Genomic DNA, 23294 nt, shown 5'->3' with positions numbered 1-23294 from the left:
GAGGGCCGTCGCGCCCGAGGGGAAGTAGCCCGTGAAGACCGTCGCCGCCGTCCTGCACGAGATCGGCAAGCCGCTGGAGATCGAGGAGCTCGACCTGGACGGCCCCGCCGAGGGCGAGGTGCTGATCCGCTACACGCACGCCGGGCTGTGCCACTCCGACCTGCACGTGATGCAGGGCGACCTCGAGGGCTGGCTGCCGATGGTGCTCGGGCACGAGGGCGCCGGCGTGGTCGAGGAGATCGGCCCCGGGGTGACGCGGGTGGCACCGGGTGACCACGTGGTCTGCTCGTTCATCCCCAGCTGCGGCTCGTGCCACTGGTGTGCCACCGGCCAGCAGGCGATCTGCGACATGGGTGCGGCGATCATGCGCGGGCACCTCCCGGGGCCACGCTGGCCGATCACCGGGCCGGCCGGGCGCTACGGCGCGATGTGCATGCTCGGCACGTTCAGCCAGTACGGGGTGATCTCGCAGAACTCCGCGGTGCGCATCGAGCCCGACCTGCCACTGGACGCGGCCACCTTGGTCGGCTGCGGGGTACCCACCGGCTGGGGCTCGGCGGTGAACGCGGCCGACGTCCGCCCCGGTGACACCGTCCTGGTCTTCGGCGTCGGCGGCATCGGGGTGAACGCGGTACAGGCCGCCCGGTTCGCCGGCGCCAAGTACGTGATCGCGGTGGACCCGCTGGCCAACAAGCGGGAGGCGGCCGAGCGGCTGGGGGCCACCCACTCGGTCGGCACCGGCGCGGAGGCCGGACAGCTGGCCCGCGAGCTGACCAGGGGCCTCGGCGCGGACAAGGCGATCCTGACCGTGGACAAGATGACCGCCGAGGTGGTCCGGGAGGCCTTCGACGCGACCGGCAAGGCGAGCACGATCGTGCTCACCGCCATGTCCGGCTTCGCCGAGCAGACCCTGGTGCTGCCCGGTGTGGTGGCGACCCTGTACAAGAAAACGATCAAGGGCAGCCTGTTCGGCGACTGCAACCCGACGACCGACATCCCCCGCCTGCTCGACCTGTACCGCACCGGCGACCTCAAGCTCGACGAGCTGATCACCACCCGGTACACCCTGGAGGACGTCAACACCGGCTACGACGACCTGCTCGCCGGCAAGAACGTCCGAGGCCTCATCGTCCACCAGCACTAGCGCGTTGCCCGTGAGTGGCGAGTGGTCCCATGGGACCACTCGCCACTCACGAGGTTTGTGAGGTCCCAGTGTCCGGGTCGGAGAGCACGCCGCGCTCCACCAGGAGCTCCACCAGCAGGTCGCCGGCGTTGCGGATGTGTGCGGTCATCGCGTCCCGCGCGGTACGGGCACTGCGGTGTTCCAGCCCGCGCAGGATCGGCAGGTGGTCGTCCCGCGCCGCGGCCGGCCAGCCGGGGATCTGGTCGTACAGGTCGAACGGCACGTACTTCAACGTCAGCCGGAGCAGCCAGGTCAGTTTGGGCGAGGCCGCCGAGCGGTTGATCAGCCGGTGCATCTCGAAGTCGGTCTTCTCGGTGGCGCGCAGGTCGCCGCGCTCGATCGCGGTGATCAGCTCGCGCTGCAGCGCGGCGAGCGTCTCCAGGTCGGCGTCGGTCAGCCGCACCGCGGCACGCGCGGCGAGCTCACCGGAGAGGTAGGCCTGTGCGTCGTAGAGGTCCAGCACGTCCTGCCGGCTCATCGGCACCACGCTGAAACCGCGTCCGGGCTGGAAGTCGACCAGCCCCTCGCCGTGCAGCGACATCAGCGCCTCGCGGACCGGCGTCGCGCTGACCCCGAACCGTTCGGCGAGGTGCTCGGTACGCAGCCGGGCGTGGCCGGGCTCAGCGCCGGTCATGATCAGGTCCCGGATCCGCCGCGCCACCTGCGGGCTGAGCCGCTCGCCCGACTCCAGGCTCGGGATCAACGGCTCAGGGGGTTCGGGGCGCACCTAACGTCTCCAGCCCGCGGTCACGCCGCGACTGTAGTCGCCGGCCCATCCGACTGGCACCACCCGAACTGACCTCTTGATGAATCGTTGAACAATCCTCTAACATGACTCGCATCGCGGTGACAGCCACCATCGGGTGAAGCGTCGACCACAGTTCGAGCGAGGTAGCCATGACCAGCTCCGACCCTGCTCCAAGCCCGGCCCACGAGCCCACGGCCGCCTCTCGGAAGGTCGCCTCTCGCAAAGTCATCGTGGCCAGCCTGGTCGGCACCTCGCTGGAGTGGTACGACTTCTTCCTTTACGCCACCGCCTCGGCCCTGGTGTTCAACAAGCTGTTCTTCCCGCACTTCGACCCGCTGGTGGGCACCCTGCTGGCGTTCACCACCGCCTCGGTGGGCTTCATCGCCCGCCCGCTCGGCGGCATGATCTTCGGGCACTTCGGCGACCGGACCGGCCGCAAGCAGGTGCTGGTCATCACGCTGCTGCTGATGGGCGGCGCGACCTTCCTGATCGGCGTCCTGCCCACCTACGCCACGATCGGCGTCGCGGCCCCGATCCTGCTCGCCGTGCTGCGCTTCGTGCAGGGCATCGGGCTCGGCGGCGAGTGGGGCGGCGCGGTCCTGATGACCCTCGAGCACGGCGATCCCAAGCGGCGCGGCTTCAACGCCAGCTGGCCGCAGATCGGCGTGCCGGTGGGCAACCTGCTCGCCGCCGGCGTGCTCGGGCTGCTCAACGCGCTGCTGTCCGAGCAGGCGTTCCTGTCCTGGGGCTGGCGGATCGGGTTCCTGCTGTCCGGCGGGCTGATGCTGGTCGGCCTGTGGATCCGCACCACCATCGCGGAGAGCCCGCTGTTCGCCGAGCTGGAACACAAGGGCGAGCAGGCCAAGCTCCCACTGCTCGAGGTGATCAAGAACCATCCGCGCGGTCTGCTGGTCTCGATGGGGCTGCGGATCGGCACCGACGTCGCGTTCTACACCTTCACCTCCTACATCCTGGTCTACCTCTCCACCACGCTGAGGATGGACCGGAGCGTCGGGCTCAACGCGGTGCTGATCGGCTCGGCCTGCCAGCTGGCCCTCATCCCGCTGTTCGGGTCATTGTCCGACCGCTACGGGCGCCGGCCCATCTACGCGATCGGCGCGGTGAGCGCGGCGGTCTGGTCGTTCGCGTTCTTCCCGCTGCTGGCCACCAGGTCGGTGGTCGTCATCATCCTGGCCACCGTCGTCGCTCTGGTCACCCACGCGATCATGTACGGCCCGCAGGCCGCGTTCGTCGCCGAGCTGTTCTCGACCAAGCTGCGGTTCAGTGGCGCGGCCGGGTACCAGCTCGCCGGCGTCCTGAGCGGCGGCATCGCACCCATCGTGTCGATCGCGCTGGTCGCCCGGTTCGGGACCGTGTACGCGGTGTCCTGCTACGTGGTGGCCATGCTGCTGCTCACCCTGATCGCGCTCAAGTACGCCCCGGAGACGGCTCACCACGACCTGACGAACGAGCACCCGGACGCGATCGACCAGACGGCCCCCGCCTAACCGTCCGCCGCACACAGCGCTGGGCCGCCGCTACACCTTCTTTCGGTGCCGCACACCTGCTCCAGTGGGTGCGCGGCACCGAAAGAGGGTGTGCGGATGGTGGGCGGGGGGACGGGGGGCGCCTACGCCGGGCGGCGCGCCGTGTAGGCCTCGACCAGCTGGCGCTCGGCGTCGTCCAGGTACTTCGCCAGCAGGTGCTCAGCCTCCACCCCGTTGCCCCGCTCCAGCGCCGCCAGGATGTCGCGGTTGCGGGACAGGTACGGCTCGTGGAACCAGCGCGGGTTCGCCATCACGTGGAACACCAGCCGCAGCTCGGCCAGCACGCCGCGCATGAGCTCGTCGAGCCGAGGGCTCCCGGCCACCGCGACGATCTCCTGGTGGAACCGGATGTTGGCGGTGCCCAGCCCCCGCCAGTCCTGCTCACCCAGCGACAGCTCGCCCTGGCGCACGGCGTCGGCGATGTCCGCCAGGTTCGGCGGCGGCTCGGTGACCGTGCGCGCCACCGAGCACTCCACGTGCTTGCGGACCCGGTACAGGTCGAGCACGTCGGCCATGTCCAGCACGCGGACGAACACGCCCCGGTTCAGCTTGTGTTCCAGCAGCCGCTCGTGGGTGAGCAGCCGGAACGCCTCGCGCAGCGTGTTGCGGGAGATCCCGAGCGCCTCGGTGATGTCCTCCTCGGCGAGGCGGGTGCCCGGCGGGAAGTAGCCGGCACTGACCCTGGTGCGCAGGATGCCGGCGACGCGCTCGGCCGTGCTCGTGCGGCCGAGCAGGGCCCGATCGGCTACCAACCCGTCGGCGTCCACGCCGGCCTCCTGGTCAGCTCAGCAGGTGACTCAACACCCGGTCCGGCAATCTCGCCACGCGGCCCACTATCGGGAGATTGTTGAACGATTCTCACGGTAGCACCTACCGCGGTGTGTCGAGGGCCTCGGCGTGCTGGGATCCCCGACTCCGCGGCTGAGCGGGTGCGCCCCTGCCCGCGGGGAGGGCAACCGCGCCGGCTAGCGTTCGCGTTGTGGATCTCGGGTACCTGACCCATGTGGCGGACTGGGGCGCGCCCGCCGAGGTGTACCGCGACACCATCGAGATGGCGGTCGCCGCCGAGGCGCTGGGGTTCAGCTCGTTCTGGGTGGCCCAGCACCACACCCGGGCACTGCGGGGCGTGTTGCCCTCCCCGCTCGTGCTGCTCGCCGCCGTGGCCCAGCGCACCTCGACGATCCGGCTCGGCACCGCGGTCATCGTCGCACCGCTGGAACACCCGCGCCGCCTCGCCGAGGACGCCGCCGTGACCGACCTGCTCGCCGGCGGCCGGCTGCAGCTGGGTATCGGGGCCGGCAGTGACGCCTCGGCGGCCGCCGCGTTCGGGCTCGACCACGGGGCGCGGCACGCCCGCTGCGCCGAGGTGGTCGACGAGCTCTGCACACTGCTGGACGGCGACGAGCACCTGCCCGCCACCGGTGACCTGCGCCGCCGGCTGTGGTGGGCGACCGGCTCACCGGCCGGCGTGGACGCGGCGGCGGCGCACGGGATGGGCGTCATCTCCGGGCGGCCCGCCGACGCCCAGGGCTCGACGGTGCTCGACGACCTGGCCCGTTACTGGGACACCGCCCTCGACCGGCCCCGGGTGGCCGTGTCCCGGGTGGCCCGGTCCGGCGAACACGGCGCCGACCTGCTCACCCGGTGGCGGGCCGACCCGGCGCTGCGCTGGGCCACTGAGCTGATCGTGCAGACCCAGCCGACCCGCACCGGGCTCGACCTGCAGCTGCCGATGATGCGGTTGCTGGCCGACGAGGTCGCGCCCGTGCTGAGAGCCGTCGAACCGCTGATCCCGGCTTGAGAACCAGTCGTCAGACCTCGGCCGGCTGAGGCTCCGGACGGGACACGACCGACACCGCGATCGCGCCGACCCCCGCCACGGCGGCGAAGATGTAGAAGCCCCACGGGTAGGCGATGCCGGCGGTCAGCAGCGCACCGCCGACCAGCGGCCCGGTGATCGCACCGAGCCGACCGATGCCGCTGGCCGAGCCGAGCGCCGTGCCGCGCACCCAGGTCGGGTAGCGCTGGCTGATGAAGGCATAGACCAGCACCTGCGCACTGAAGACGAAGATCCCGGCCAACAGCACGCCGAGGTACACCGTGGCACCGGGCAGCTTGATGCTGAGCAGCGCCAGGAACAGCATCGCGGCGGCGAACCAGGCGATGGTCGCCGGCCGCACCCCGATCCGGTCCGCCACCCGCCCGGCGATCAGCATCCCGACCACCGCGCCGACGTTGAGGACCAGCAGCAGCGCCAGCGAAGCGCCGAGCTGGTACCCGGCCGAGCGCATGATCTCGGGCAGCCAGGTGTTCAGCCCGTAGACCAGCAGCAACCCCATGAACGAGGTCACCCAGAACGCGAGCGTGGGCAGCAGGTAGCCGCCGCGGAACAGTGCGGTGACCGGGTTGCGCACCTCGGCCGCGCCAGCCGCGGCCGCCGGGGCACCGGCGGCTCTGGCTCGCAGGTACCAGGTCGACTCGGGCAGGTAGCGCACCATCACCGGGACCAGTACCAGCGCCGGCAGCGCCCCGATCACGAACATCGGCCGCCAGCCCAGGGTCGGCACCACCGCGATGCCCAGCAGCGCGGTGAGCACCGCGCCGACGTGGTAGCCGGTCATCATCGTGGTGATCGCACCGCCGGCGCGCCCCGGTTTGGCGTACTCGTTCACCAGCGCGAGCGCCACCGGCAGCACGCCGCCGAGGCCGAGGCCGGCGAGGAACCGCAGCACCGCGAACACCCACGGGTTCGGCGCGGCGGCGCACAGCAGGGTGAGCACGGAGAACGCCACGACCGTGATCAGCATGGTGCGGCGGCGGCCGATCAGGTCGGTGACCGGGCCGGTGGCCAGTGCACCGGCCATCACGCCGAGCAGCCCGATCACGGAGATCAGCGACGCGGTGTTCGGGGTGAGCCCCCAGGCCGGGAACCGCAGCAGGGACGGCAGCACGACGCCGACCACCACCAGGTCGAACCCCTCCAGCGCCACCGCCGACCAACACAGCGGCAGTACCCATCGCGCGTAGCGCTCCCGGCTGTTGGTCACGCTCGTCGTCGAGTCTGTGGACATCTGGGGCCACCTTCCGCCAATTCCCCGCGACCGGAGTGGAGCGAAGTATCCGTAAGCGGCGTGGCCGACGTCAGCACGCCCTTCCGCTCAGCGAAAGGGTTCCCGCGGAATGGAACGCCGGGGAGCCGGGGAATGGTGGCCGGACATAGTTGCGGGCGGTGCCCGGAGGGGGATCTCAGGCACCGCCCGCGAGCGCGAACACCCGGGTTACCAAGCTGCACTAGGCGCCGTGTTGGTCGGTCTCGGCCTCAGCATGCGACGGCCGCATGGTGAGGCAGACCCACGGCGGACTCTCGTCGCGTCGTGCGTGGCGTGGGTGCCCGGTGGCTCGCGCTGGGAGCCCCGACGGGGAGGACGAACCTTCTCTGCCGATCCGGCCTTGGCTCGTCGAGGTTCCGTGGCAGCCATGTATACGCCGGTCCCCGGCCCGCCACAAGGGCCGCCGGAGCGACGATGCGGGTGACGTTGTCAGGATAAGGGCAGGTCAAGACCCCGATGGGCTGAGTTTCCGACCACGGCTGAGCGGCCGCTGAGCACGCCGCATCCACCGGTTCCGTGCGGTACAGTCAGTTCTCCGCCACCTAGACCCAATCGGCGGACAAGTCTCAGCATCGGCTCATTCATGCCTTATCGACATTGGATTCCCTGGACGCCCGGTTGGCATGACACTGGCCGGGCCGATGAGTCGACCCGCGAGCATGCCGTGTTCGGACTGTTCACTCCGGGGCATGCCTCCGGTCACGACTACGAGGAGAAATGCCGGCGGGCGGTTCGGGCCACCGAACTGGAGCGGGTTGCCGCCGAGACTCGCCGCGCGGCCGTCGCACTCGCCGTGGACGAATGGTTACCGCTGGACCGGGAATCGTTTGAGGCAATCCACCGGAAAATGCTCAGCAGCCGGCTCACCATGACCATCGCCGCGCTGAACCTCATGGGGATCCAGACCCTGCTGCCCGGCGAGCGACCGTTCGACGCGGCGGTCGACCTGCCCGCGGGCACCTGCATCTACCTCCGGGAACCTGTTCCGAACGACGACGATTCACCGGATATCGCAGACGGTCTCGACGCTCTGAGCGGGCTCATTGGCGACTTCAAGCGGTCCACCATCCTGATCAGCGGGATCCGCATTCAGCCGAGGCACGTGTCGGGCGTCGAATTCTTGGCCCTGGTGGCCGCACACCGGACAATCATGGCCTTGTTCGGCGAATTCTTGGCGCGCAAATACATTCTGGAGGGTTGGAGCCTGGTGTAGTTGCCGACTTCGTCAAGGGGCTGAGTGTGCTCAACCGCTAGCGACCGGACTCACTTACCCGTACTGAACGGGGTGACTAGAACTTGTGACCCATCCCGTCGCGATCGGCGTCCTCGAGAGTGCGCCGAGGAGGGCGACGCCATGTCGGCGAGCACCGAACCCCAGGCGCCACCCTCCGTCGTCCATATCTTGTGGATCAACGGTGGGTTGAGCTGCGACGGTGAGTCGGTGGCCCTGACGGCCGCCACCCAACCCAGCATCGAGGAGATCGCGCTCAGCGCCCTGCCCGGCCTGCCCGAGGTGGCCCTGCACTGGCCGCTGATCGACTTCGACAACGGGCCGATCGGCGGGGTCAACGACTTCATCGAGTGGTTCTTCAAGGCCGACCGCGGCGAGCTCGAACCGTTCGTACTGATCATCGAAGGCTCGATCCCCAACGAAGCGGTCAAGCCCGAGGGCTACTGGTGCGGCTTCGGCAACGACCCGGCCACCGGGCAGCCGATGACCACGAGCGAGTGGATCGACCGGCTCGCACCGAAGGCGCTGGCAATCCTCGCGGCCGGTACCTGCGCCACCTACGGCGGCATCCACGCCATGGCGGGCAACCCGACCGGCGCCATGGGCGTGCCCGACTACCTGGGCTGGAACTGGAAGTCCAAGGCCGGCATCCCGATCGTCTGCGTACCCGGCTGCCCCACCCACCCGGACAACCTGTCCGAAACGATCCTGTACCTGCTCTACCAGGCAACCGGCGCCGCGCCGATGATCCCGCTGGACGAGGCGCTGCGGCCGAAGTGGCTGTTCGGCTCCACCGTGCACGAGGGCTGTGACCGCGGCGGCTACTACGAGCAGGGCGAGTTCGCCGCCGAGTACGGCGACACCACCTGCCTGGTCAAACTCGGCTGCTGGGGGCCCGTGGTCAAGTGCAACGTGCCGAAGCGCGGCTGGATCAACGGCGTCGGCGGCTGCCCGAACGTGGGCGGCATCTGCATCGGCTGCACCATGCCCGGCTTCCCGGACAAGTTCATGCCGTTCATGGACGCCCCACCCGGCAGCAAGGTCTCCGGCACCGCGAGCAGCGCGTACGGCAGCCTGATCCGCCGGCTGCGCAACATCACCCTGCGCAGCGTCGACGCCGAGCCCAACTGGCGCGCCAAGGGCCCCGAGCTGACCACGGGGTACACAAAGACCTGGTAGCCGCTCAGGAGCCCAAGGAGCCTTGCCGCGGTTCGGCACGGTCGTGGTCGGCGCGCTCGTGGTCGGCGCGCTCGTGGTCGGCGCGGCCGTGGTCAGCGCGGTCCTGGGTCGGGATGACGGCCAGCGGCAGCCGGTCGTAGCGGTCCAGGAACACGTGCAGTGCGGCGTGGGTCTTCTTGAGCCCGTTGACCTGCGACTCCAGTGCGGTGATCCCCTCGCCGGTCACGTGGTACGTGCGCCGCGCGGGACCGGTCCGCGAGGTGTGCCATTCCGAGCGGACCAGACCCTGGCGCTCCAACCCACGCAGCGCCCGGTAGATCCCGCCGGCGTCGCCGTCACCGTCGTGCATCGGCCGCAGCCGCGCGGCCAGCTCGTAGCCGTGGTCCGGGTTCTCACACAGCAGCAGCAACAGGCAGGGCTGCAGGAAGTTCCTCGGCTCGAGCTCAGACATGTGGTCCCGCCCCCGGCTAGGGGGCCGAGCATGGCATGAGTGTGACTGCCGCCACAAGATGGCGGACCGGTGGCCGGCGCACGCGGTGCCGGCCACCGGTTCGGTTCAGGAGTACCAGGTCGGCTCGGGGAGCTCGTCGCGGAGCAGGTACGCGCCGACCTCGCGGCGTTTGTAGGCCACCGGGTCGTGCAGGCTGTGCGTGCGCACGTTGCGCCAGAACCGGTCGAAGGCCAGCTCCGAGGTGGTGGACCGGGCGCCGGTGCCCTCCAGGATCCGGCTGGTCACCTCCAGCGCGACGTCGGTGGCCCGCGCCTTGACCGCGGCGACCCGGACCTCGTGCGCGCCGCGCTGGCGCTCGGTGACGTTCCACAGGTCGCGGTGGATCGCCAGTCCCTCCTCGGCCACCTGGTCGGCCAGCGCCTCGACCGCCCACAGCTTCGAGGCCAGGTCGCCGTAGAGGTCGAGCTGGTACGGCTCGTCGACGGCCCGCTGCTGTCCGCCGTGCAGCCAGGGCCGGGTGTGCTCGCGGGTGTACGCGGCGGCGGTACGCAGCGCGCCCCGGGCGATGCCGAGGTAGAAGTTGACGAACACCAGCTGGATCGTCGGCACGTTGAGCGTGTTGTAGACCCTGGGCTGGAACACCTTGTCGGCGAACCCGGCGGCGTCCGACCAGGGCACCCCGACCTCGGCGATGGTGACGCTGCCGCTCTCGGTGAGCCGCTGGCCGAAGTTGTCCCAGTCGTCGTGGAAGGTGATCCCGGGCTGGTCGCTGGGCACGATGGCGAACACGTGCGTGTCCGTGCCGTCCAACACCCCCTCGAGCACGGTCACGTCGGACACCTTCGATCCGGTGGAGAACGACTTGCGCCCGTTGAACACCAGCCGGTCACCGTCGTCCCGGATGGTCACGTCGGCGTCCCTCGGGTTGACCGCGCCGCCGAAGAACCACTGGTTGCGGGCCGCATCGGCCTCCACGGCCTCGATCTGCTCCGGGGTGCCGACGAGCCGGGCCGCCCAGTTCCAGAGGTAGTGGTAGCCCAGCAGCTGGCCGATCGAGCCGTCGGCGGCCGCGATCTCCCGGACGACCTGATAGGCGGTCGGCCATTCCTGGCCGCCTCCGCCGTGCGCGCTCGGCCCGAGCAGGGTGACCAGCCCGGACTGCTTGAGCAGGGCGATCTCGTCGTAGGGCGTGTCGCCGGCACGGTCCCTGGCGGCGGCGTCGACCGCCAGCAGCTCGGCGACCTCACCGGCCCTGGCGACCCAGTCGGCCGGCGTCGCGGGACTCGGCGCAGCGGCCCAGTTCGGTGGGGTGTGGCGGGTGTCGGTGGTTCTCGGGTGGTCGGTGGTGGTCATCTGTTCGACGGTTCCTTCCGGTCGGGGTGGCCTGGCGGCTGCGCGGTGGTCAGCGACAGCCACTGGACGCGACCCGCAACAGGTCGACGTGCCGCCGCCGGGTCAGCGCCTCACCGGGAGAGAGCGCGACGGGGCGAGCGGACTTCCGGTACCCGGACATGTCCCTCGAATGGTCGGGTCGTTCGTTACCGACCGTTCGCGACCAAGCGGGGCGAACGGGGGCGGAAAGGGGTTCTCAGGTCAGCGACAACAGCAGAACCGCAGGCGCGCCAGATCGAGGTGGCGACGGCGGGTGAGCCCCTGAACGAACACCCCTTCATCATTCGGACCGGGCATCCCGGATGTCAAGAGTCCACTTCAGTGACCTGAAAGTTGGCTCTTCCGATGAAGATTCGAGGTTGAGGCGGAACTGGGACGAGGCGGCTCGGCTCCACTTTGGAGTTAATTCCGCGGCGGTCCCGCTCATTCTGGGTAGTCCCATTCTCATGATCCACCAACGGCCGCCGGCCGGTGGTCGACAAACACGTGAGAGGTGCTAACGACATGCCACAATGGTTACAGAACGGCGTGAGCACAGTTGTCAGTTTTGTACCTCACCTCGTGCTCTTCCTCGTCATTGTGCTCGTGGGGTGGCTGGTCGCGAAGCTGCTCCGGAAAGCGGTCGACGCGGTCCTGGAACGCGTCGGCTTCGACCGCGCGGTCGAGCGCGGCGGCGTCGGCCGCGCCATGCAGGGCAGCAAGTACGACGCCAGTGACATCGCCGCGCTGCTCGTCTACTACGCGGTCCTGCTGTTCACCCTCCAACTAGCCTTCGGCGTGTTCGGGCCGAACCCGGTCTCGGTGCTCATCACCGACATCATCGGGTTCCTGCCGAAGATGTTCATCGCACTGATCATCGTCGTGGTCGGTTCCGCGATCGCGGGCGCCGTGGCCGACCTGATCCGCGGCGCGATGGGCGGACTGGGCAGCGCCCGGATCGTCGCGACGGTGGCCCAGGTGTTCATCGTCGGCCTCGCCGCGATCGCCGCCCTCAACCAGATGGGCATCGCGGTCACCGTGACCATGCCGGTACTGATCACCGTGCTGGCCACCGTCGGCGGCATCGCCGTGGTCGGCCTCGGCGGTGGCCTGATCGTGCCGATGCGGCAGCGCTGGGAGCGCTGGCTGGTCTCGGCCGAGCGTGAGGGCATGCGGGCCCGCCAGCAGGCCGGCGGCACCCCGGGCGCCGAGCCGGCCACCGGCCCGGTCCCGGCCGCGCGGGCCCAGTCCGACACCACCACCGCCACCGGCCCGGTCCCGGCCGCGCGGGCCCAGTCCGACACCACCACCGCCGCCGGGCCCACCCCGGCGGCGAGCGTGCCGGGCGGCGCCCCGAACGGCCAGGGGCCGCGCATCTGATCGGCAGTACCGCACCACGAGCCCTGGCGGACCGGTGAACGCCTCCCGTTCCGGTCCGCCAGGGAGTGTCTGATGGATCTATGCCCAGCGAGCGGTGATCCAGATGTCGCCTCGCAAGGCGGAGGAGTCGCCGACACCGGGGTTGTATCGGCGGCGACGACAACGCCGCGAGGCGGCATCTGGGCGCCGCGCAGCCGGCTGGATGATCCATCAGGCGCTCCCTGGGGCTCTTCCTTGTGCGGACCCTCCCTGTCTGTCGACAAAGCACTGGGCGCGGCAATCCAGCCGTGCTAACGTTCGACAGAATCGACCGAACGATCGTTCGCTTCTGGGCACGTTTCCGGCGGATGCGTCGTCGCCGAGAGCAGCGGACCCCGAGAGGATCGTTATGACCGACGCCCCCCTGCGCAGCTACGTCCAAGGCGGTTGGCACGCTCCGACCGACGAGGGCCGACCGCTCTACGACGCGGTCAGCGGCGACGAGATCGCCAGGATCTCCTCGACCGGGGTGGACTTCGCCGGGGTGCTCGACCATGGCCGCCGGGTCGGCGGGCCGGCACTGCGACAGCTGACCTTCCACCAGCGCGCCGGCCTGCTGAAGGCGCTGGCCGGGTATCTGAGGGAGCACCGCGACGAGCTCTACGCGGTGTCCGCGCAGACCGGCGCCACCCTGGGTGACTCGAAGTTCGACGTGGACGGCGGCATCGGGACGCTGCTGGCCTACGCCTCCAAGGGCCGCCGCGAGCTGCCCAACGACACGCTCTACATCGACGGCGACCTAGAGCCGCTGAGCAGGGGCGGCAGCTTCGTCGCCCAGCACGTGTTCACCTCACCGCCCGGGGTCGCCGTGCAGGTCAACGCGTTCAACTTCCCGGTCTGGGGCCCGCTGGAGAAGTTCGCGCCGGCCTTCCTCGCCGGGGTGCCGTCGGTGGTCAAGCCGGCGAGCCCCACCGCGTTCCTGACCGCCAAGCTGGTCGAGCTCGTCGTGGCGTCCGGCGTACTGCCCGAGGGCACGCTGCAGTTCGTCGCGGGCGGCCTCGGCGACCTGTTCGACCATCTCACCGAGCAGGACATGGTCTCGTTCACCGGCTCCGCGGCGACCGCGGCCAAGCTGCGCGCGCACCCCACCGTGGTGCGCCGCGCGGTGCGGTTCAGCGCGGAGGCCGACTCGCTCAACTTGTCCGTCCTGGGCCCGGACGCCGCCCCCGGCACCGACGAGTTCGGGCTCTACGTCGACCAGCTGGTCACCGAGATGACCACCAAGGCCGGCCAGAAGTGCACCGCGATCCGCCGCGCCTTCGTCCCCGCCGAGCGGGTGGACGCGGTCGTCGAGGCGGTCGCCGCCAAGCTGGCGAAGGTCGTCATCGGAGCGCCGGGGACCGACGGTGTGCGGATGGGCGCATTGGCCTCGCTGGAGCAGCGCGAGGAGGTGCGGCGCAGTGTGAAGGCACTGGCCGGCGCCGGGCGGATCGTGTTCGGCGACCCGGACAAGGTCGACGTGCTCGGCGCGGACCCTCGGCGCGGCGCGTTCCTCTCGCCGGTCCTGCTCACCGCCGACCCGGAGCGCGCCGAGCCGCACGAGGTGGAGGCGTTCGGACCGGTCGCCACCGTGCTGCCCTACACCTCCACCGAGCAGCTGATCGACTACGCGGCCCGGGGGCTGGGCAGCCTGGTCGGCTCGGTGGTCACCGCCGACGCCGACTTCGCCCGCCAGGTGGTACTCGGGGTGGCGCCGTGGCACGGCCGGCTGCTGGTACTCAACGCCCGCGACGCCCGCGAGTCCACCGGGCACGGCTCACCGCTGCCCGCGCTGGTCCACGGCGGCCCGGGGCGCGCCGGCGGCGGTGAGGAGCTCGGCGGCATCCGCGGCGTCCTGCACCACATGCGGCGCACCGCCGTCCAGGCCGACCCGGACACCCTCACCGCCATCACCGGCCGCTGGGTCACCGGCTCGGCGCGCAACGTCACCGACGTGCACCCGTTCCGCAAACACCTCGAGGAGCTGCGCATCGGCGACACCATCGTCGCCGGGCCCCGCACCGTCACGCAGGAGGACGTCGAGCACTTCGCCGAGTTCACCGGCGACACCTTCTACGCCCACATGGACGCCGAGGCCGCCGCCGCCAACCCGTTCTTCGGCGAACGCGTCGCGCACGGCTACCTCGTCGTATCCCTCGCCGCCGGCCTGTTCGTCGACCCCGACCCGGGCCCGGTGCTGGCCAACTTCGGGGTGGACAGCCTGCGCTTCCTGGCCCCCACCAAGTTCGGCGACGAGCTGACCGTCACCCTCACCGCCAAGCAGATCACCCCCCGGGACACAGCGGCCTACGGCGAGGTCCGCTGGGATGCCGACGTCACCCGGGGCGACGGTGAGTCGGTGGCTCGCTACGACGTGCTCACCCTGGTGGCCAAGCTGCCGGCCGGCTGAGCGACCAGCCGGCCGGTGCCGGCATCGTCCAGCTCGAAGCTGCGCAGGGCGAGCACCTCGCTGTCGTCGATGATCAGTCGGGCGAGCGACCTGGCCGAGGCGGGTCGCGGGCCCGGATCAGCGCGATGAGCTGGTGACACCGGTCGAGGTGACGCAGCAGTCCACCGCTCTGGACGCCGTTCTGCCGCAGTGCCTCGATGCCGAGGCAGTGGTAGCGGCGGGTGGCATGGTGGATGGGCCGGATGACGCACCCGCCGCGACCTCACGCAGCGAGAGCTCCTGGCCCGGCCGCAGGTGCCCGGCGTGGATCGAGTCGCCGATCTCCGTGCACACCCGTTCCACGGTGGTGGGCCCGTCGAGGGGGTACACCACAGCTGTCCCGCCCACAGCCCGTCCCCCCGTCTGCCGGCCCAACGACTATCACGACTGCCGACACATGTCGAAACGAGAGTCGTCGGGCGGTGACCGGCCCGGGGCGCGCTCAGCGCGGAATGCTGCCTGGCTCAGTGCGCCTCGACGGGCGCGACGGCGGGCACGGACCCGGCCTGGTGGGCCCGCCGGGACAACCATCCCAACGTGAGCAGCGCGACCGCGGAGCCCACCGAGGCGAGCCCGGTGAGCAGGAAGAGGCTCGGTGCACCCATCCCGGCGGCGACCAGCAGCCCACCCAGCACCGGGCCGACGATCCCGCCCAACCTGCCGATACCCAGCGACCAGCCCACGCCCGTCGCGCGTTGCGCGGTGTCGTAGAACCCGGCAATGAACGCCACGGTGCAGAGCTGCGCGCCGATGCTCAGGAACCCGGCCACAAAACAGGCACCCAGCAACGCGGCGGCGGAGCTACCGGCCTGGCCGATCGAGGCGATGGTGAGGCCACCCAGGGTGTACGCGACGCCGAGGATCACCGTGGGTCGCCGCGAGCGGTCGGCGAGGCGGCCGAGGGTGATACAGCCGAGGACGCCCCCGAGGTTGAGCGCGGCCACCGCGAGGATCGCACTGGCGGCACCGACGCCGGTCTGCCTGGCGACGATGGGGATCCAGTTGGTCAGCAGGTAGGCCAGCAGCAGGCTGAGGAAGATCGTCACCCAGAGCAGCAGGGTGCCCGTCGCCCGCCCTCCGGTGAACAGGCTGGCCACCGGGGAGCGGGTGGCCGCGACTTCCGGCGCGATGTCCTCGGCGCGCACCGGGCTGTTCATCCGCCGCAGGATCCGGCTCAGCCTGGTGTGGTCGCCGGCCATCGCCAGGAACTGCGCCGACTCGGGCAGCCGGACCGCGATCAACGGCAGCAGGAGCAGCGGCAGGCCGCCGCCGACGTAGAAGACGGCCTGCCAGCCGAGGACCGGGATGAGCTTGGCCGCGACGACGCCGCCGACCACAGCACCCAGCGGGAAACCGCAGAACATCAGCCCGACGACCGTGGCCCGCATGCGCCGCGGCGTGAACTCCGAGGTGATCGAGATGATGCCGGGCAACGCACCGCCGAGCCCGAGCCCGGTGATGAAGCGGACCAACAACAGCTCCGGCACCGTGGAGACGAACGGGGTGACCAGGGTAACCGCGGCGAACAGCCCGACGGCGATCAGCAGGTTGGGCTTGCGCCCGTACCGGTCGCTGGTGAGGCCGAACAGGAACGCCCCGATGAGCCCGCCGAACAACCCGATGCCGAACACGAGGCCGAACGTCGCCGGTTTGACCCCCCAGTCGGCCGCGATCTCCGGCGCGACCAGCCCGATCGCCTGGGTGTCGAAGCCGTCGATCATCGCTACCAGCGCACAGGGCACGATCACCCCGATTTGGAAGCGGCCGAGCGGGGAGGCGTCCAGCACCGAGTCGAAACTGACCGGCGTCGAGGCAGGCGTCATAGCCACTCCAAGGAGAAACGGTCGTTGTTCCTTCGGGGGCAAGCTACTCAACGGGCGGCGAGATCGCCATCGTTGATTCCGGCTACCGGAAGCGACGCAGCGTTCGCCGAGGCTCCAGGTTGTCGCACGGCACACAGCGTCGTTGCGCCGCACACACGACCTGACCTGTGTGCGGCGCAATGGCAGTGTGTGCCGTGCGGGGCAGGCGCGGCCACTCGTCGCCCGGTACGCCGTAGGACGGCGCCGAGCTGGGTGCCAGGGCTCGGCTGAAATAGTCGTTGCGCTGGGGCAGCCACAGCGCCACCAGCGGGCCAGCTCGCCGACCGGGTCGTCGTGCCAGTCCACCCGCAGGTCGGTGACCCGCCAGGCCACGTCGGCGACGACCGCCAGGCCGGCCGAGCGCACCGGCCCGGCCTCCCCACCGGCGGCGGGGTGCCGCGCCTACGAGCCCGGCTCGGGCGCCCGTCGGGCGTACCTCGAGCGACAGGCGGCGGAGAACGCCTGCGCCCGCCGCGTCAGCCGGGCGCCGCGCATCCAGGCCAGCACCACGCTCAGCGGCTCCAGCTCGTCGCGCAGCGCCAGACTCACCACCCGGCTCCCGTCGTAGGTCATCTCGTGGCTGGGCCGCTGGTTGAGCAGCGCGAACCCGTGGCCGTGCGCCACCATCGCGCGCACCGTCTCGTAGCCGGCGGTGCGGTGCCGGATCACCGGCTCGACGCCGGCGCCGCGCAGCACCCGCAACGCCCGCTTCAGCCGAGCGTGCTCCCCCTCCAGCACCGAGACCCCCACCCGGGGGTGCTGCTCACGGAATGCGGCGAGCAGGCCGGGCAGCCGGAACGGCGCCAGCGTGGTGAAACAGCCCACCGCGAGGTCGCCGACCACCGTCGCACCGGCGCGCCGGGCGGACTCGGCCAGCTCGCCGCTGTGCTCCAGGAACCCGAGCAGCTCCTGGTAGAAGTTGCGGCCCGCCTCGGTGAGCGCCAGGCCGCGCGCGTGGTGGCGCAGCAGCAGCTGCACGCCGAGCTCCTTCTTCAGCTGGGCAACCGCGGTGGAGATCGCCGACTGGGACACCATCAGCTCGCGGGAGGCCTTCGTCATGCTGCCGTGCTCGGCCGCGGCGGCGAAGTACCGCAGCTGGACCAGCGTGAACGACGGCTCGGCCACGGGGGCTCAGGCCGGGCCGATGCCAGGCAGGTGCAGCAGCGGGACCAGGTAGGTCCTGGCGAACGCCCGCAGCTCGTCGTCGGTGTCCAGCGGGATGTGCGCCCGAGGGGACAACATGATCGACGAGGTGATCCGGAAGATGACCTCGGCGGCGGCCTCCGGGTCGCCGGCGGACTTCGGCCCGGGTGAGCGGCGCAGCTGCTCGGCGAGAAAGCTCCGGCCCAGTTGCAGCCCCACGTCGGAGTGCGTGGTGAAGTACGGCAGCACGGTCTCCGGCTCGGATTCCAGCAGCCTGGCGAGCAGACCGTCGGCGCGGGACCGCTGCACGCCGGCGACGAACGCCTCCACCAGCCGTTCCTCCACCGTGGGCAGCTGCTCGACCTGGTGCACCAGGTGGACCAGCAGCGCGCGCACCTGGCGCAGTGCCACCGCGCGGACCAGCTCCTGCTTGCTGCTGAACCGCCGGTACAGCGTGGAGCGGGCCAGACCGGCGCGCTCGGCCACGTTCTCCATGCTGGTGCGCTTCAGCCCGTAGGCGGTGAACTCGGCCAGCGCGGCGTCCAGCAGCCGGGCGGTCAGCCGCTCGGCGTCATCTCCGGGGGCCTCCCCCTCGGCGTCCCGGCCCTGGATGTCGACGTGCGGCTGCATGGTGCACATCAGACTACCCACTCGCTCACCGAATCGAGCTTGCCAATCTGACACAGAGAGACGATTGTCGACATATGTCTCCCGACGCGCAGGCCGAGCACACCGCCGCCAGAGTGATCGGGGCCCGGCGGGCGTTGGCCCGGGTCGGCCGGCCGACCCGATGACCGGGGTGAGCGCGCCGACCGGGCTGGGCGAGTTCGACCTGGGCCACCTGGCCTTCTGGGGCCGCCCGGAGGCCGACCGGGTGGCGGCGTTCGCCCGGCTGCGTCAGCTGGACCAACCGCGCTTCGTACCGTTCATCAACAACCTGCCGTTGGCGAGGAAGGACGACGGCGTCTACGCCCTGGTCCGGCACGCCGACGTGGCGGAGGCCAGCCGCAACCCGAAGCTGTTCAGCAGCGAGCCCACCGCCAACGCGGTGTTCGACATGCCGCCCTGGCTCGCCCCCTTCTTCGACTCCATGATCAATATGGACGGCCCGAGGCACAGTCGGATCCGCAAGGTGGTGGCCAGGGCGTTCAGCCCACGGCTGCTCACCAAGCTCGAGGTGGACCTGCAACGCCGGGCCAGCCGCATCGTGGACGACGTGGTCACGGTCGGTCGGGGCGACCTGGTCACCCAGGTCGCGCAGCGGCTGCCCATCCAGGTCATCTGCGACATGATGGGCATCCCGGAGCACCAGTACGACTACGTGCTGGAGCGCACCAACATCATCATCGGGTTCAGCGACCCGGAGTACACCGGGATCAGCCGGGACTACCTGATGCGGCACGGCGCACCCGGGCGGCGGCACATCATCCCGGTCAGCGCGCGGCTGCTCTGGGCCGGCCTCGACCTCATCCGGCTGGTGCGGCGCCTCGGCGAGGAGCGCACCCGCCACCCCCAGGACGATCTGATCTCCGCGCTGGTGAACACCAACGCGGACGGTGACCGACTGGCCCCCCGCGACGTCGGCACGTTCTTCATCCTGCTCCTGGTGGCCGGCAACGAGACCACCCGGAACGTGATCGCGCACGCCGTCAGGCTGTTCACCGAGCACCCGGACCAGCGGGCGCTGCTGTTGGCGGACTACGACGGGCGGATCGGGCCGGCCATCGAGGAGATCGTCCGCTACGTCACCCCGGTCATCCAGTTCCGCCGCACGGTCACCGCAGACTGCGAGCTGGGCGGGCGGGAGTTCCACCGGGGCGACAAGCTGTTGCTGTTCTACAACTCGGCGAACCGCGACGAGGCGGTCTTCGCCGACCCGGACCGCTTCGACATCACCCGCTCGCCCAACCCGCACCTGGGCTTCGGCGGACCCGGGCCGCACTACTGCCTCGGCGCCAACCTGGCCCGCCGGGAGGTCACCGTGATGCTGCGCGAGCTGTACACCCGGCTGCCGGAGATCCGCACCGAGGGTGAGCCGGAGCGGCTGCTCTCCTTCTTCGTCAACGGCATCAAGCGGCTGCCCTTCACCACCGGCGGCTGACCGTCCCCCGATCGGCGCGACACGCCCGGGAGCCGCCGCGCCACCTCGAGACTGTGGTTGGACCGCCTGGCATCTGATACTGCTAGCGCGTTACATCGAGCCGGTCGCGGGGTTGGGGCGGGCCGTTCGACAGCCGGTCGGCGCGCGGTCGTCCCGGCACCGAGATCGGGGGCCAACGGTGACGCTCGCTGAGCTGGGTCAGGACCTGGCGGATCACTGGCTGACCTACCTGTCCATGCCGATCCTGGCCTCGGTGATCGGCTACGTCACCAAGCTGGTCGCCATCGAGATGATGTTCAAGCCGGTGGAGTTCAAGGGCAAGCCGCCGCTGCTGGGTTGGCAGGGCATCATCCCGCGCAACGCGGGGCGGATGGCCTCCATCGCGATGGACCTGCTGCTCGGCAGGCTGATCGACCCGAAGCAGATTCTCGCCCGGCTGGACAGCGAACGGCTGGCGGCCGAACTGCGCGAGCCGCTCAACCGCGCGGTCAGCGAGATCGGCGCCGACCTGATGACGAAGTACCAGCCGCAGATCTGGGAGATGCTGCCGGAGCCGCTCCAGCGCCTGGTGCTGCACCAGATCAAGGGCCAGACGCCCAAGGTAGTCACCGAGATCATGGACGACTTCGCGGCCGACATGGACAACTACCTCGACGTCCGCGACATGGCGATCACCAACCTGACCAGGGACCGGGCCGTGCTGAACCGGCTGATCCGGGACATCTCCCGCCCGGAGATGCGGTTCATCGCCCGCAGCGGTCTCTACTTCGGCCTGATCATCGGGGTGTTGCAGGCCATCGTCTGGGCGCTGACCCACGAGCCGCTGATCATGCCCGCGTTCGGCGCCCTGATCGGGCTGAGCACCGACTGGATCGCACTCAAGATGATCTTCTATCCGCGGGCGGAGCGGCGGATTCTCGGGGTGCGCTGGCAGGGCATGTTCCAGAAGCGGCGCAAGGAGGTGGCCGCCGACTACGGCAAGCTGATCGCCGAGGAGGTGCTGACCGTCCCCAAGCTGCTGGACGCGATGCTCACCGGCCCCAAGGCGGACCGGCTGATCACCCTGGTGCAGCGGCACATCGGGCGGGTGGTGGACCGGCAGATCGGCCTGGCCAAGCCGCTGGTGGTGCTGACGGTCGGCACCGAGCGCTACCGGCAGCTGAAGACGGACGCCGCGGTGCGGGCCTTCGAGCAGGTCGGCGACTCCATGAGGCCGGCCGTGGCGTACGCGACCGATGCGCTCGCGGTGGAGAAGACCATCGTGGACGCCATGCTCGCGCTCACCCCGGTGGAGTTCGAAGGCGTGCTGCGCCCGGCGTTCCAGCAGGACGAGTGGAAGCTCATCCTGGTCGGCGGGATTCTCGGCGCGATCGTGGGCGAGCTACAGGTGCACCTGCTGCTCGGACTCTGAGCCCGTCCTACAGCTCGAGCGCGGCGCGCAGTGCCGAATCGAGGTCGTCGAGTGCCTGGCCGTCGAGGGTGCCGACGTGCTCGCGCAGCCAACCCCGGTAGTAGCGGCTCAGGTTGCCGGCGCACACCCAGCCGTGGCCTTCGATCGGCACGGCCAGGATGTCGCGCGGGTCCTCCTCGGCGAGCGGGGCGCCGAGCAGCCACGGGCGGCGCGACTGGTTGACCCCGTCACTGGAGATGATCACGACGATGTGCTGGCGGGGTGAGCTCTGCGGGTCGTAGGACCAGAGCTCACCCCGATGCACGCAGGTGCCTCTCCGCCTCGGCCAGTTCCGCCTCGTCGGTCAGTGCGTCGGGCAGCTGGTCGACCAGCGGTCCGACGCCGGTGCGCACCGCCTCCCGCCGGGCCGCCCGGGAGATCCACGCGGACACCGAGAGGCCGGTCTGCGCGGCCGCCCGCTCGGCGAGCGCCAGCGCGACCGAGTCGAGCGAGAGCGTCACCTTCCGGGTTGCCATACCCATTACCGTACCGAGGTCGCCGAGGCGGGCGAACCGGAGTCCCCCACACGTGACCAGCTCATTCGCACCGCTTGATCAGCCGGAGCCGGTGGGGTCGGCCGGGCGCCGGGCGTAGTCGCCGATGCCCTCGCCGACCAGGCCGAGCGAGACGTCGACCCAGTCCCGCACCGCCGCGTGCTGCGAGTCCTTCGGGTGCGAGCGCACGTAGCGCAGGATCTCCTCCGAGGCACCCAGCCGGAAGATCAGGATCAGCCCGGCGGCGGCCACTCGCGGCCGGGGCGCGTGCCGGTCCTCGCCCGCCTCCCCGGCCAGCTGGACGGCCAGCGCGTCCTCGAACCGCTCCCACATCAGCCGCATCCGCGACTGCAGCACCGCGCTGTCGCCCATCAATTGCCGCCACCGGGCCAGGTCGGCCACGATCTCCGCACCCGACTCGGCCATCAGTTCGGCCATCAGGGCGCCCATCGCCCGCAACGGTGTCTCGCCGGGTGCCCGGTCCCTGATCCTGGCCAGGATCCGGTCCCGCATCTCGGCCTCGCCGTCGAAGACCAGGTCCTCCTTGGACGGGAAGTAGACGAACACGGTCTTCGCGGCGACGTTCACCGCGTCGGCGATCTCGGCGACCGTCACGTTGTCGTACCCGCGCTCGTCGAACATCGCCTGTGCCGCGGCCAGGATGGCCTGGCGGGTCATCAGCTTCTTGCGCTCCCGCAGGCCCAGCCGCGTGCCGCCCGGACCGGTCATCGGGTCAGGGTACAAGTCGGGCCTGGTCGCCAGCGGGTGCTCGCCAGGGGAGTCGCCGCTCACCTACCGGTCCACTGGGGCGGGCGCTTCTCCAGGAACGCGTTGATGCCTTCCCGGTGGTCCTCGGAGGCGCGGACCGTGGCGGTGGCCTCGTCGGTCGCCCGCCAGCCCAGCTCGTCGGAGTCGGCCAGCCAGCGGTCCATCGCCACCAGGCTGGACTGCACGGCGACCGGGGCGTTGGCGCAGATGCGTTGGGCCAGCGCGACCGCGGCGGCCAGTGCACCGCCGGCCTCGGTGACCTGGTTGACCAGGCCGGCCGCGTAGCCGCGATCCGCGCCGATCGGGTCGCCGACCAGGGCCAGCTCGCGCGCCAGGTTGACCGGCAGCGCGCGCGGGCCCCGGAACAGCCCGGCGCAGGCCGGCACCAGGCCGCGCTTCACCTCGGGCAGGCCGAAGCGGGCGGTGCTCGACGCGACGACCAGGTCACAGGCGAGCACCAGCTCCAACCCACCGCCAAGGGCCGGCCCCTCGACGGCGGCGACCAGCGGCTTGCGCCGGTGCCGCCGGATCAGTGCGTACTCACCGCCCCGGTCGGTCCAGTAGTCGCCGTTCGCGGTGAGGTCGCTGCCGGCGGAGAACACCGAGGCGGACCCGGTCAGCACGCCTGCCCAGAGCTCGGGATCGTCCTCGAGCAGGTTGAAGGCCACGTCCAGCTGGTCGGCCAGCTCCCGGTTGACCGCGTTCCGCTTCTTCTCCCGGCACATCTCGATCACCAGGACACGCCCGTCCCGCCGTACCTTCACCAGCTGCTCCATCCCGCGATCGTGCCCTGTCCGGCCCGATCCGGC

General features: G+C 70.7%; 23 protein-coding genes. 9 read left to right on the top strand and 14 right to left on the bottom strand.

Features of this window, described 5'->3' with window-relative positions:
* Positions 1-31: 31 nt before the first annotated feature.
* The gene (locus ACTXG6_RS15695; protein ID WP_445188539.1) at positions 32-1144 is read left to right on the top strand and encodes a Zn-dependent alcohol dehydrogenase; all 1113 of its coding nucleotides are present in this window, start codon (positions 32-34) and stop codon (positions 1142-1144) included.
* Positions 1145-1190: 46 nt separating this feature from the next.
* Here ACTXG6_RS15695 and ACTXG6_RS15690 read toward each other — a convergent pair whose 3' ends face one another.
* The gene (locus ACTXG6_RS15690; protein WP_445188538.1) at positions 1191-1910 is read right to left on the bottom strand and encodes a GntR family transcriptional regulator; all 720 of its coding nucleotides are present in this window, start codon (positions 1908-1910) and stop codon (positions 1191-1193) included.
* Between the two features lie 251 nt (positions 1911-2161).
* Between ACTXG6_RS15690 and ACTXG6_RS15685 the strand changes: the two genes are divergently transcribed.
* Positions 2162-3439, top strand: a complete 1278-nt coding sequence (locus ACTXG6_RS15685; RefSeq protein ID WP_445188537.1) for an MFS transporter — start codon at positions 2162-2164, stop codon at positions 3437-3439.
* Between the two features lie 122 nt (positions 3440-3561).
* Here the strand turns inward: ACTXG6_RS15685 and ACTXG6_RS15680 are convergent, their stop codons facing one another.
* Positions 3562-4245 carry a GntR family transcriptional regulator gene (locus tag ACTXG6_RS15680; RefSeq protein WP_445188536.1) on the bottom strand — a complete coding sequence of 228 codons (684 nt, stop codon included), beginning with the start codon at positions 4243-4245 and terminating at the stop codon, positions 3562-3564.
* Between the two features lie 212 nt (positions 4246-4457).
* On the opposite strand from ACTXG6_RS15680, the gene ACTXG6_RS15675 reads away from it, so the two are divergent.
* On the top strand, positions 4458-5279 hold the full coding sequence (locus ACTXG6_RS15675; RefSeq protein WP_445188535.1) for an LLM class flavin-dependent oxidoreductase: 822 nt from the start codon (positions 4458-4460) through the stop codon (positions 5277-5279).
* Between the two features lie 10 nt (positions 5280-5289).
* Here the strand turns inward: ACTXG6_RS15675 and ACTXG6_RS15670 are convergent, their stop codons facing one another.
* On the bottom strand, positions 5290-6549 hold the full coding sequence (locus ACTXG6_RS15670; RefSeq protein ID WP_445188534.1) for an MFS transporter: 1260 nt from the start codon (positions 6547-6549) through the stop codon (positions 5290-5292).
* 703 nt (positions 6550-7252) lie between these two features.
* Here ACTXG6_RS15670 and ACTXG6_RS15665 point away from each other — a divergent pair.
* On the top strand, positions 7253-7801 hold the full coding sequence (locus tag ACTXG6_RS15665) for a hypothetical protein (protein WP_445188533.1): 549 nt from the start codon (positions 7253-7255) through the stop codon (positions 7799-7801).
* A 141-nt stretch (positions 7802-7942) separates the two neighbouring features.
* A complete protein-coding gene (locus ACTXG6_RS15660) occupies positions 7943-8998 on the top strand; it encodes a hydrogenase expression protein HypE (RefSeq protein ID WP_445188532.1) in 1056 nt (351 codons plus the stop codon).
* A gap of 4 nt (positions 8999-9002) precedes the next feature.
* Here the strand turns inward: ACTXG6_RS15660 and ACTXG6_RS15655 are convergent, their stop codons facing one another.
* The 3 genes from ACTXG6_RS15655 to ACTXG6_RS15645 all read right to left on the bottom strand — a co-directional run bounded on the left by ACTXG6_RS15655 (position 9003) and on the right by ACTXG6_RS15645 (position 10962).
* Positions 9003-9449 carry a PadR family transcriptional regulator gene (locus ACTXG6_RS15655; protein ID WP_445188531.1) on the bottom strand — a complete coding sequence of 149 codons (447 nt, stop codon included), beginning with the start codon at positions 9447-9449 and terminating at the stop codon, positions 9003-9005.
* 105 nt (positions 9450-9554) lie between these two features.
* Positions 9555-10802 (bottom strand): acyl-CoA dehydrogenase family protein, encoded by a 1248-nt coding sequence (locus ACTXG6_RS15650; RefSeq protein ID WP_445188530.1) that lies wholly within the window; start codon positions 10800-10802, stop codon positions 9555-9557.
* Positions 10803-10851: 49 nt separating this feature from the next.
* On the bottom strand, positions 10852-10962 hold the full coding sequence (locus ACTXG6_RS15645) for a putative leader peptide (protein WP_445188529.1): 111 nt from the start codon (positions 10960-10962) through the stop codon (positions 10852-10854).
* Positions 10963-11345: 383 nt separating this feature from the next.
* Between ACTXG6_RS15645 and ACTXG6_RS15640 the strand changes: the two genes are divergently transcribed.
* Positions 11346-12200, top strand: coding sequence for a mechanosensitive ion channel family protein (locus ACTXG6_RS15640; protein ID WP_445188528.1), 855 nt, complete (start codon positions 11346-11348; stop codon positions 12198-12200).
* A 388-nt stretch (positions 12201-12588) separates the two neighbouring features.
* Positions 12589-14628, top strand: coding sequence for a phenylacetic acid degradation bifunctional protein PaaZ (gene paaZ / locus ACTXG6_RS15635; protein ID WP_445188527.1), 2040 nt, complete (start codon positions 12589-12591; stop codon positions 14626-14628).
* On the opposite strand, the gene ACTXG6_RS15630 is transcribed toward paaZ, so the two are convergent.
* The 4 genes from ACTXG6_RS15630 to ACTXG6_RS15615 form a co-directional block, all read right to left on the bottom strand.
* Complete coding sequence (locus ACTXG6_RS15630) at positions 14586-14768, bottom strand: hypothetical protein (protein WP_445188526.1); 183 nt, start codon at positions 14766-14768, stop codon at positions 14586-14588. The two genes, paaZ and ACTXG6_RS15630, sit on opposite strands and share 43 nt — an antisense overlap.
* Positions 14769-15131: 363 nt before the next feature.
* Complete coding sequence (locus tag ACTXG6_RS15625) at positions 15132-16490, bottom strand: MFS transporter (RefSeq protein ID WP_445190018.1); 1359 nt, start codon at positions 16488-16490, stop codon at positions 15132-15134.
* Between the two features lie 441 nt (positions 16491-16931).
* Complete coding sequence (locus tag ACTXG6_RS15620; RefSeq protein WP_445188525.1) at positions 16932-17654, bottom strand: LysR family transcriptional regulator; 723 nt, start codon at positions 17652-17654, stop codon at positions 16932-16934.
* Between the two features lie 6 nt (positions 17655-17660).
* Positions 17661-18311, bottom strand: coding sequence for a TetR/AcrR family transcriptional regulator (locus tag ACTXG6_RS15615; RefSeq protein ID WP_445188524.1), 651 nt, complete (start codon positions 18309-18311; stop codon positions 17661-17663).
* 151 nt (positions 18312-18462) lie between these two features.
* Between ACTXG6_RS15615 and ACTXG6_RS15610 the strand changes: the two genes are divergently transcribed.
* A complete protein-coding gene (locus ACTXG6_RS15610) occupies positions 18463-19773 on the top strand; it encodes a cytochrome P450 (protein WP_445188523.1) in 1311 nt (436 codons plus the stop codon).
* 178 nt (positions 19774-19951) lie between these two features.
* Entirely contained in the window at positions 19952-21184 is a 1233-nt protein-coding gene (locus ACTXG6_RS15605; protein ID WP_445188522.1) for a DUF445 domain-containing protein, read from the top strand.
* A gap of 7 nt (positions 21185-21191) precedes the next feature.
* On the opposite strand, the gene ACTXG6_RS15600 is transcribed toward ACTXG6_RS15605, so the two are convergent.
* The 4 genes from ACTXG6_RS15600 to ACTXG6_RS15585 form a co-directional block, all read right to left on the bottom strand.
* Positions 21192-21488: a hypothetical protein gene (locus tag ACTXG6_RS15600; protein WP_445188521.1), complete on the bottom strand. Its 297-nt coding sequence runs from the start codon at positions 21486-21488 to the stop codon at positions 21192-21194.
* A complete protein-coding gene (locus ACTXG6_RS15595; protein WP_445188520.1) occupies positions 21475-21699 on the bottom strand; it encodes a hypothetical protein in 225 nt (74 codons plus the stop codon). The genes ACTXG6_RS15600 and ACTXG6_RS15595 overlap by 14 nt, the downstream gene beginning before the upstream one ends.
* A gap of 78 nt (positions 21700-21777) precedes the next feature.
* Positions 21778-22509, bottom strand: a complete 732-nt coding sequence (locus tag ACTXG6_RS15590; protein WP_445188519.1) for a TetR/AcrR family transcriptional regulator — start codon at positions 22507-22509, stop codon at positions 21778-21780.
* On the bottom strand, positions 22506-23261 hold the full coding sequence (locus tag ACTXG6_RS15585) for an enoyl-CoA hydratase-related protein (RefSeq protein ID WP_445188518.1): 756 nt from the start codon (positions 23259-23261) through the stop codon (positions 22506-22508). The genes ACTXG6_RS15590 and ACTXG6_RS15585 overlap by 4 nt, the downstream gene beginning before the upstream one ends.
* Positions 23262-23294: the final 33 nt, after the last annotated feature.

Source organism: Pseudonocardia sp. Cha107L01, assembly GCF_052566575.1.
This window is presented reverse-complemented; position numbering and strand designations above follow the sequence as displayed.

Coding starts and splice junctions, on each gene's coding strand:
- ACTXG6_RS15670 (WP_445188534.1), bottom strand. CDS start 6,549: ATGTCCACAGACTCGACGACGAGCGTGACCAACAGCCGGGAGCGCTAC.
- ACTXG6_RS15660 (WP_445188532.1), top strand. CDS start 7,943: ATGTCGGCGAGCACCGAACCCCAGGCGCCACCCTCCGTCGTCCATATC.
- ACTXG6_RS15655 (WP_445188531.1), bottom strand. CDS start 9,449: ATGTCTGAGCTCGAGCCGAGGAACTTCCTGCAGCCCTGCCTGTTGCTG.
- ACTXG6_RS15650 (WP_445188530.1), bottom strand. CDS start 10,802: ATGACCACCACCGACCACCCGAGAACCACCGACACCCGCCACACCCCA.
- ACTXG6_RS15645 (WP_445188529.1), bottom strand. CDS start 10,962: ATGTCCGGGTACCGGAAGTCCGCTCGCCCCGTCGCGCTCTCTCCCGGT.
- ACTXG6_RS15640 (WP_445188528.1), top strand. CDS start 11,346: ATGCCACAATGGTTACAGAACGGCGTGAGCACAGTTGTCAGTTTTGTA.
- paaZ (WP_445188527.1), top strand. CDS start 12,589: ATGACCGACGCCCCCCTGCGCAGCTACGTCCAAGGCGGTTGGCACGCT.
- ACTXG6_RS15625 (WP_445190018.1), bottom strand. CDS start 16,490: ATGACGCCTGCCTCGACGCCGGTCAGTTTCGACTCGGTGCTGGACGCC.
- ACTXG6_RS15615 (WP_445188524.1), bottom strand. CDS start 18,311: ATGTGCACCATGCAGCCGCACGTCGACATCCAGGGCCGGGACGCCGAG.
- ACTXG6_RS15610 (WP_445188523.1), top strand. CDS start 18,463: ATGACCGGGGTGAGCGCGCCGACCGGGCTGGGCGAGTTCGACCTGGGC.
- ACTXG6_RS15595 (WP_445188520.1), bottom strand. CDS start 21,699: ATGGCAACCCGGAAGGTGACGCTCTCGCTCGACTCGGTCGCGCTGGCG.
- ACTXG6_RS15585 (WP_445188518.1), bottom strand. CDS start 23,261: ATGGAGCAGCTGGTGAAGGTACGGCGGGACGGGCGTGTCCTGGTGATC.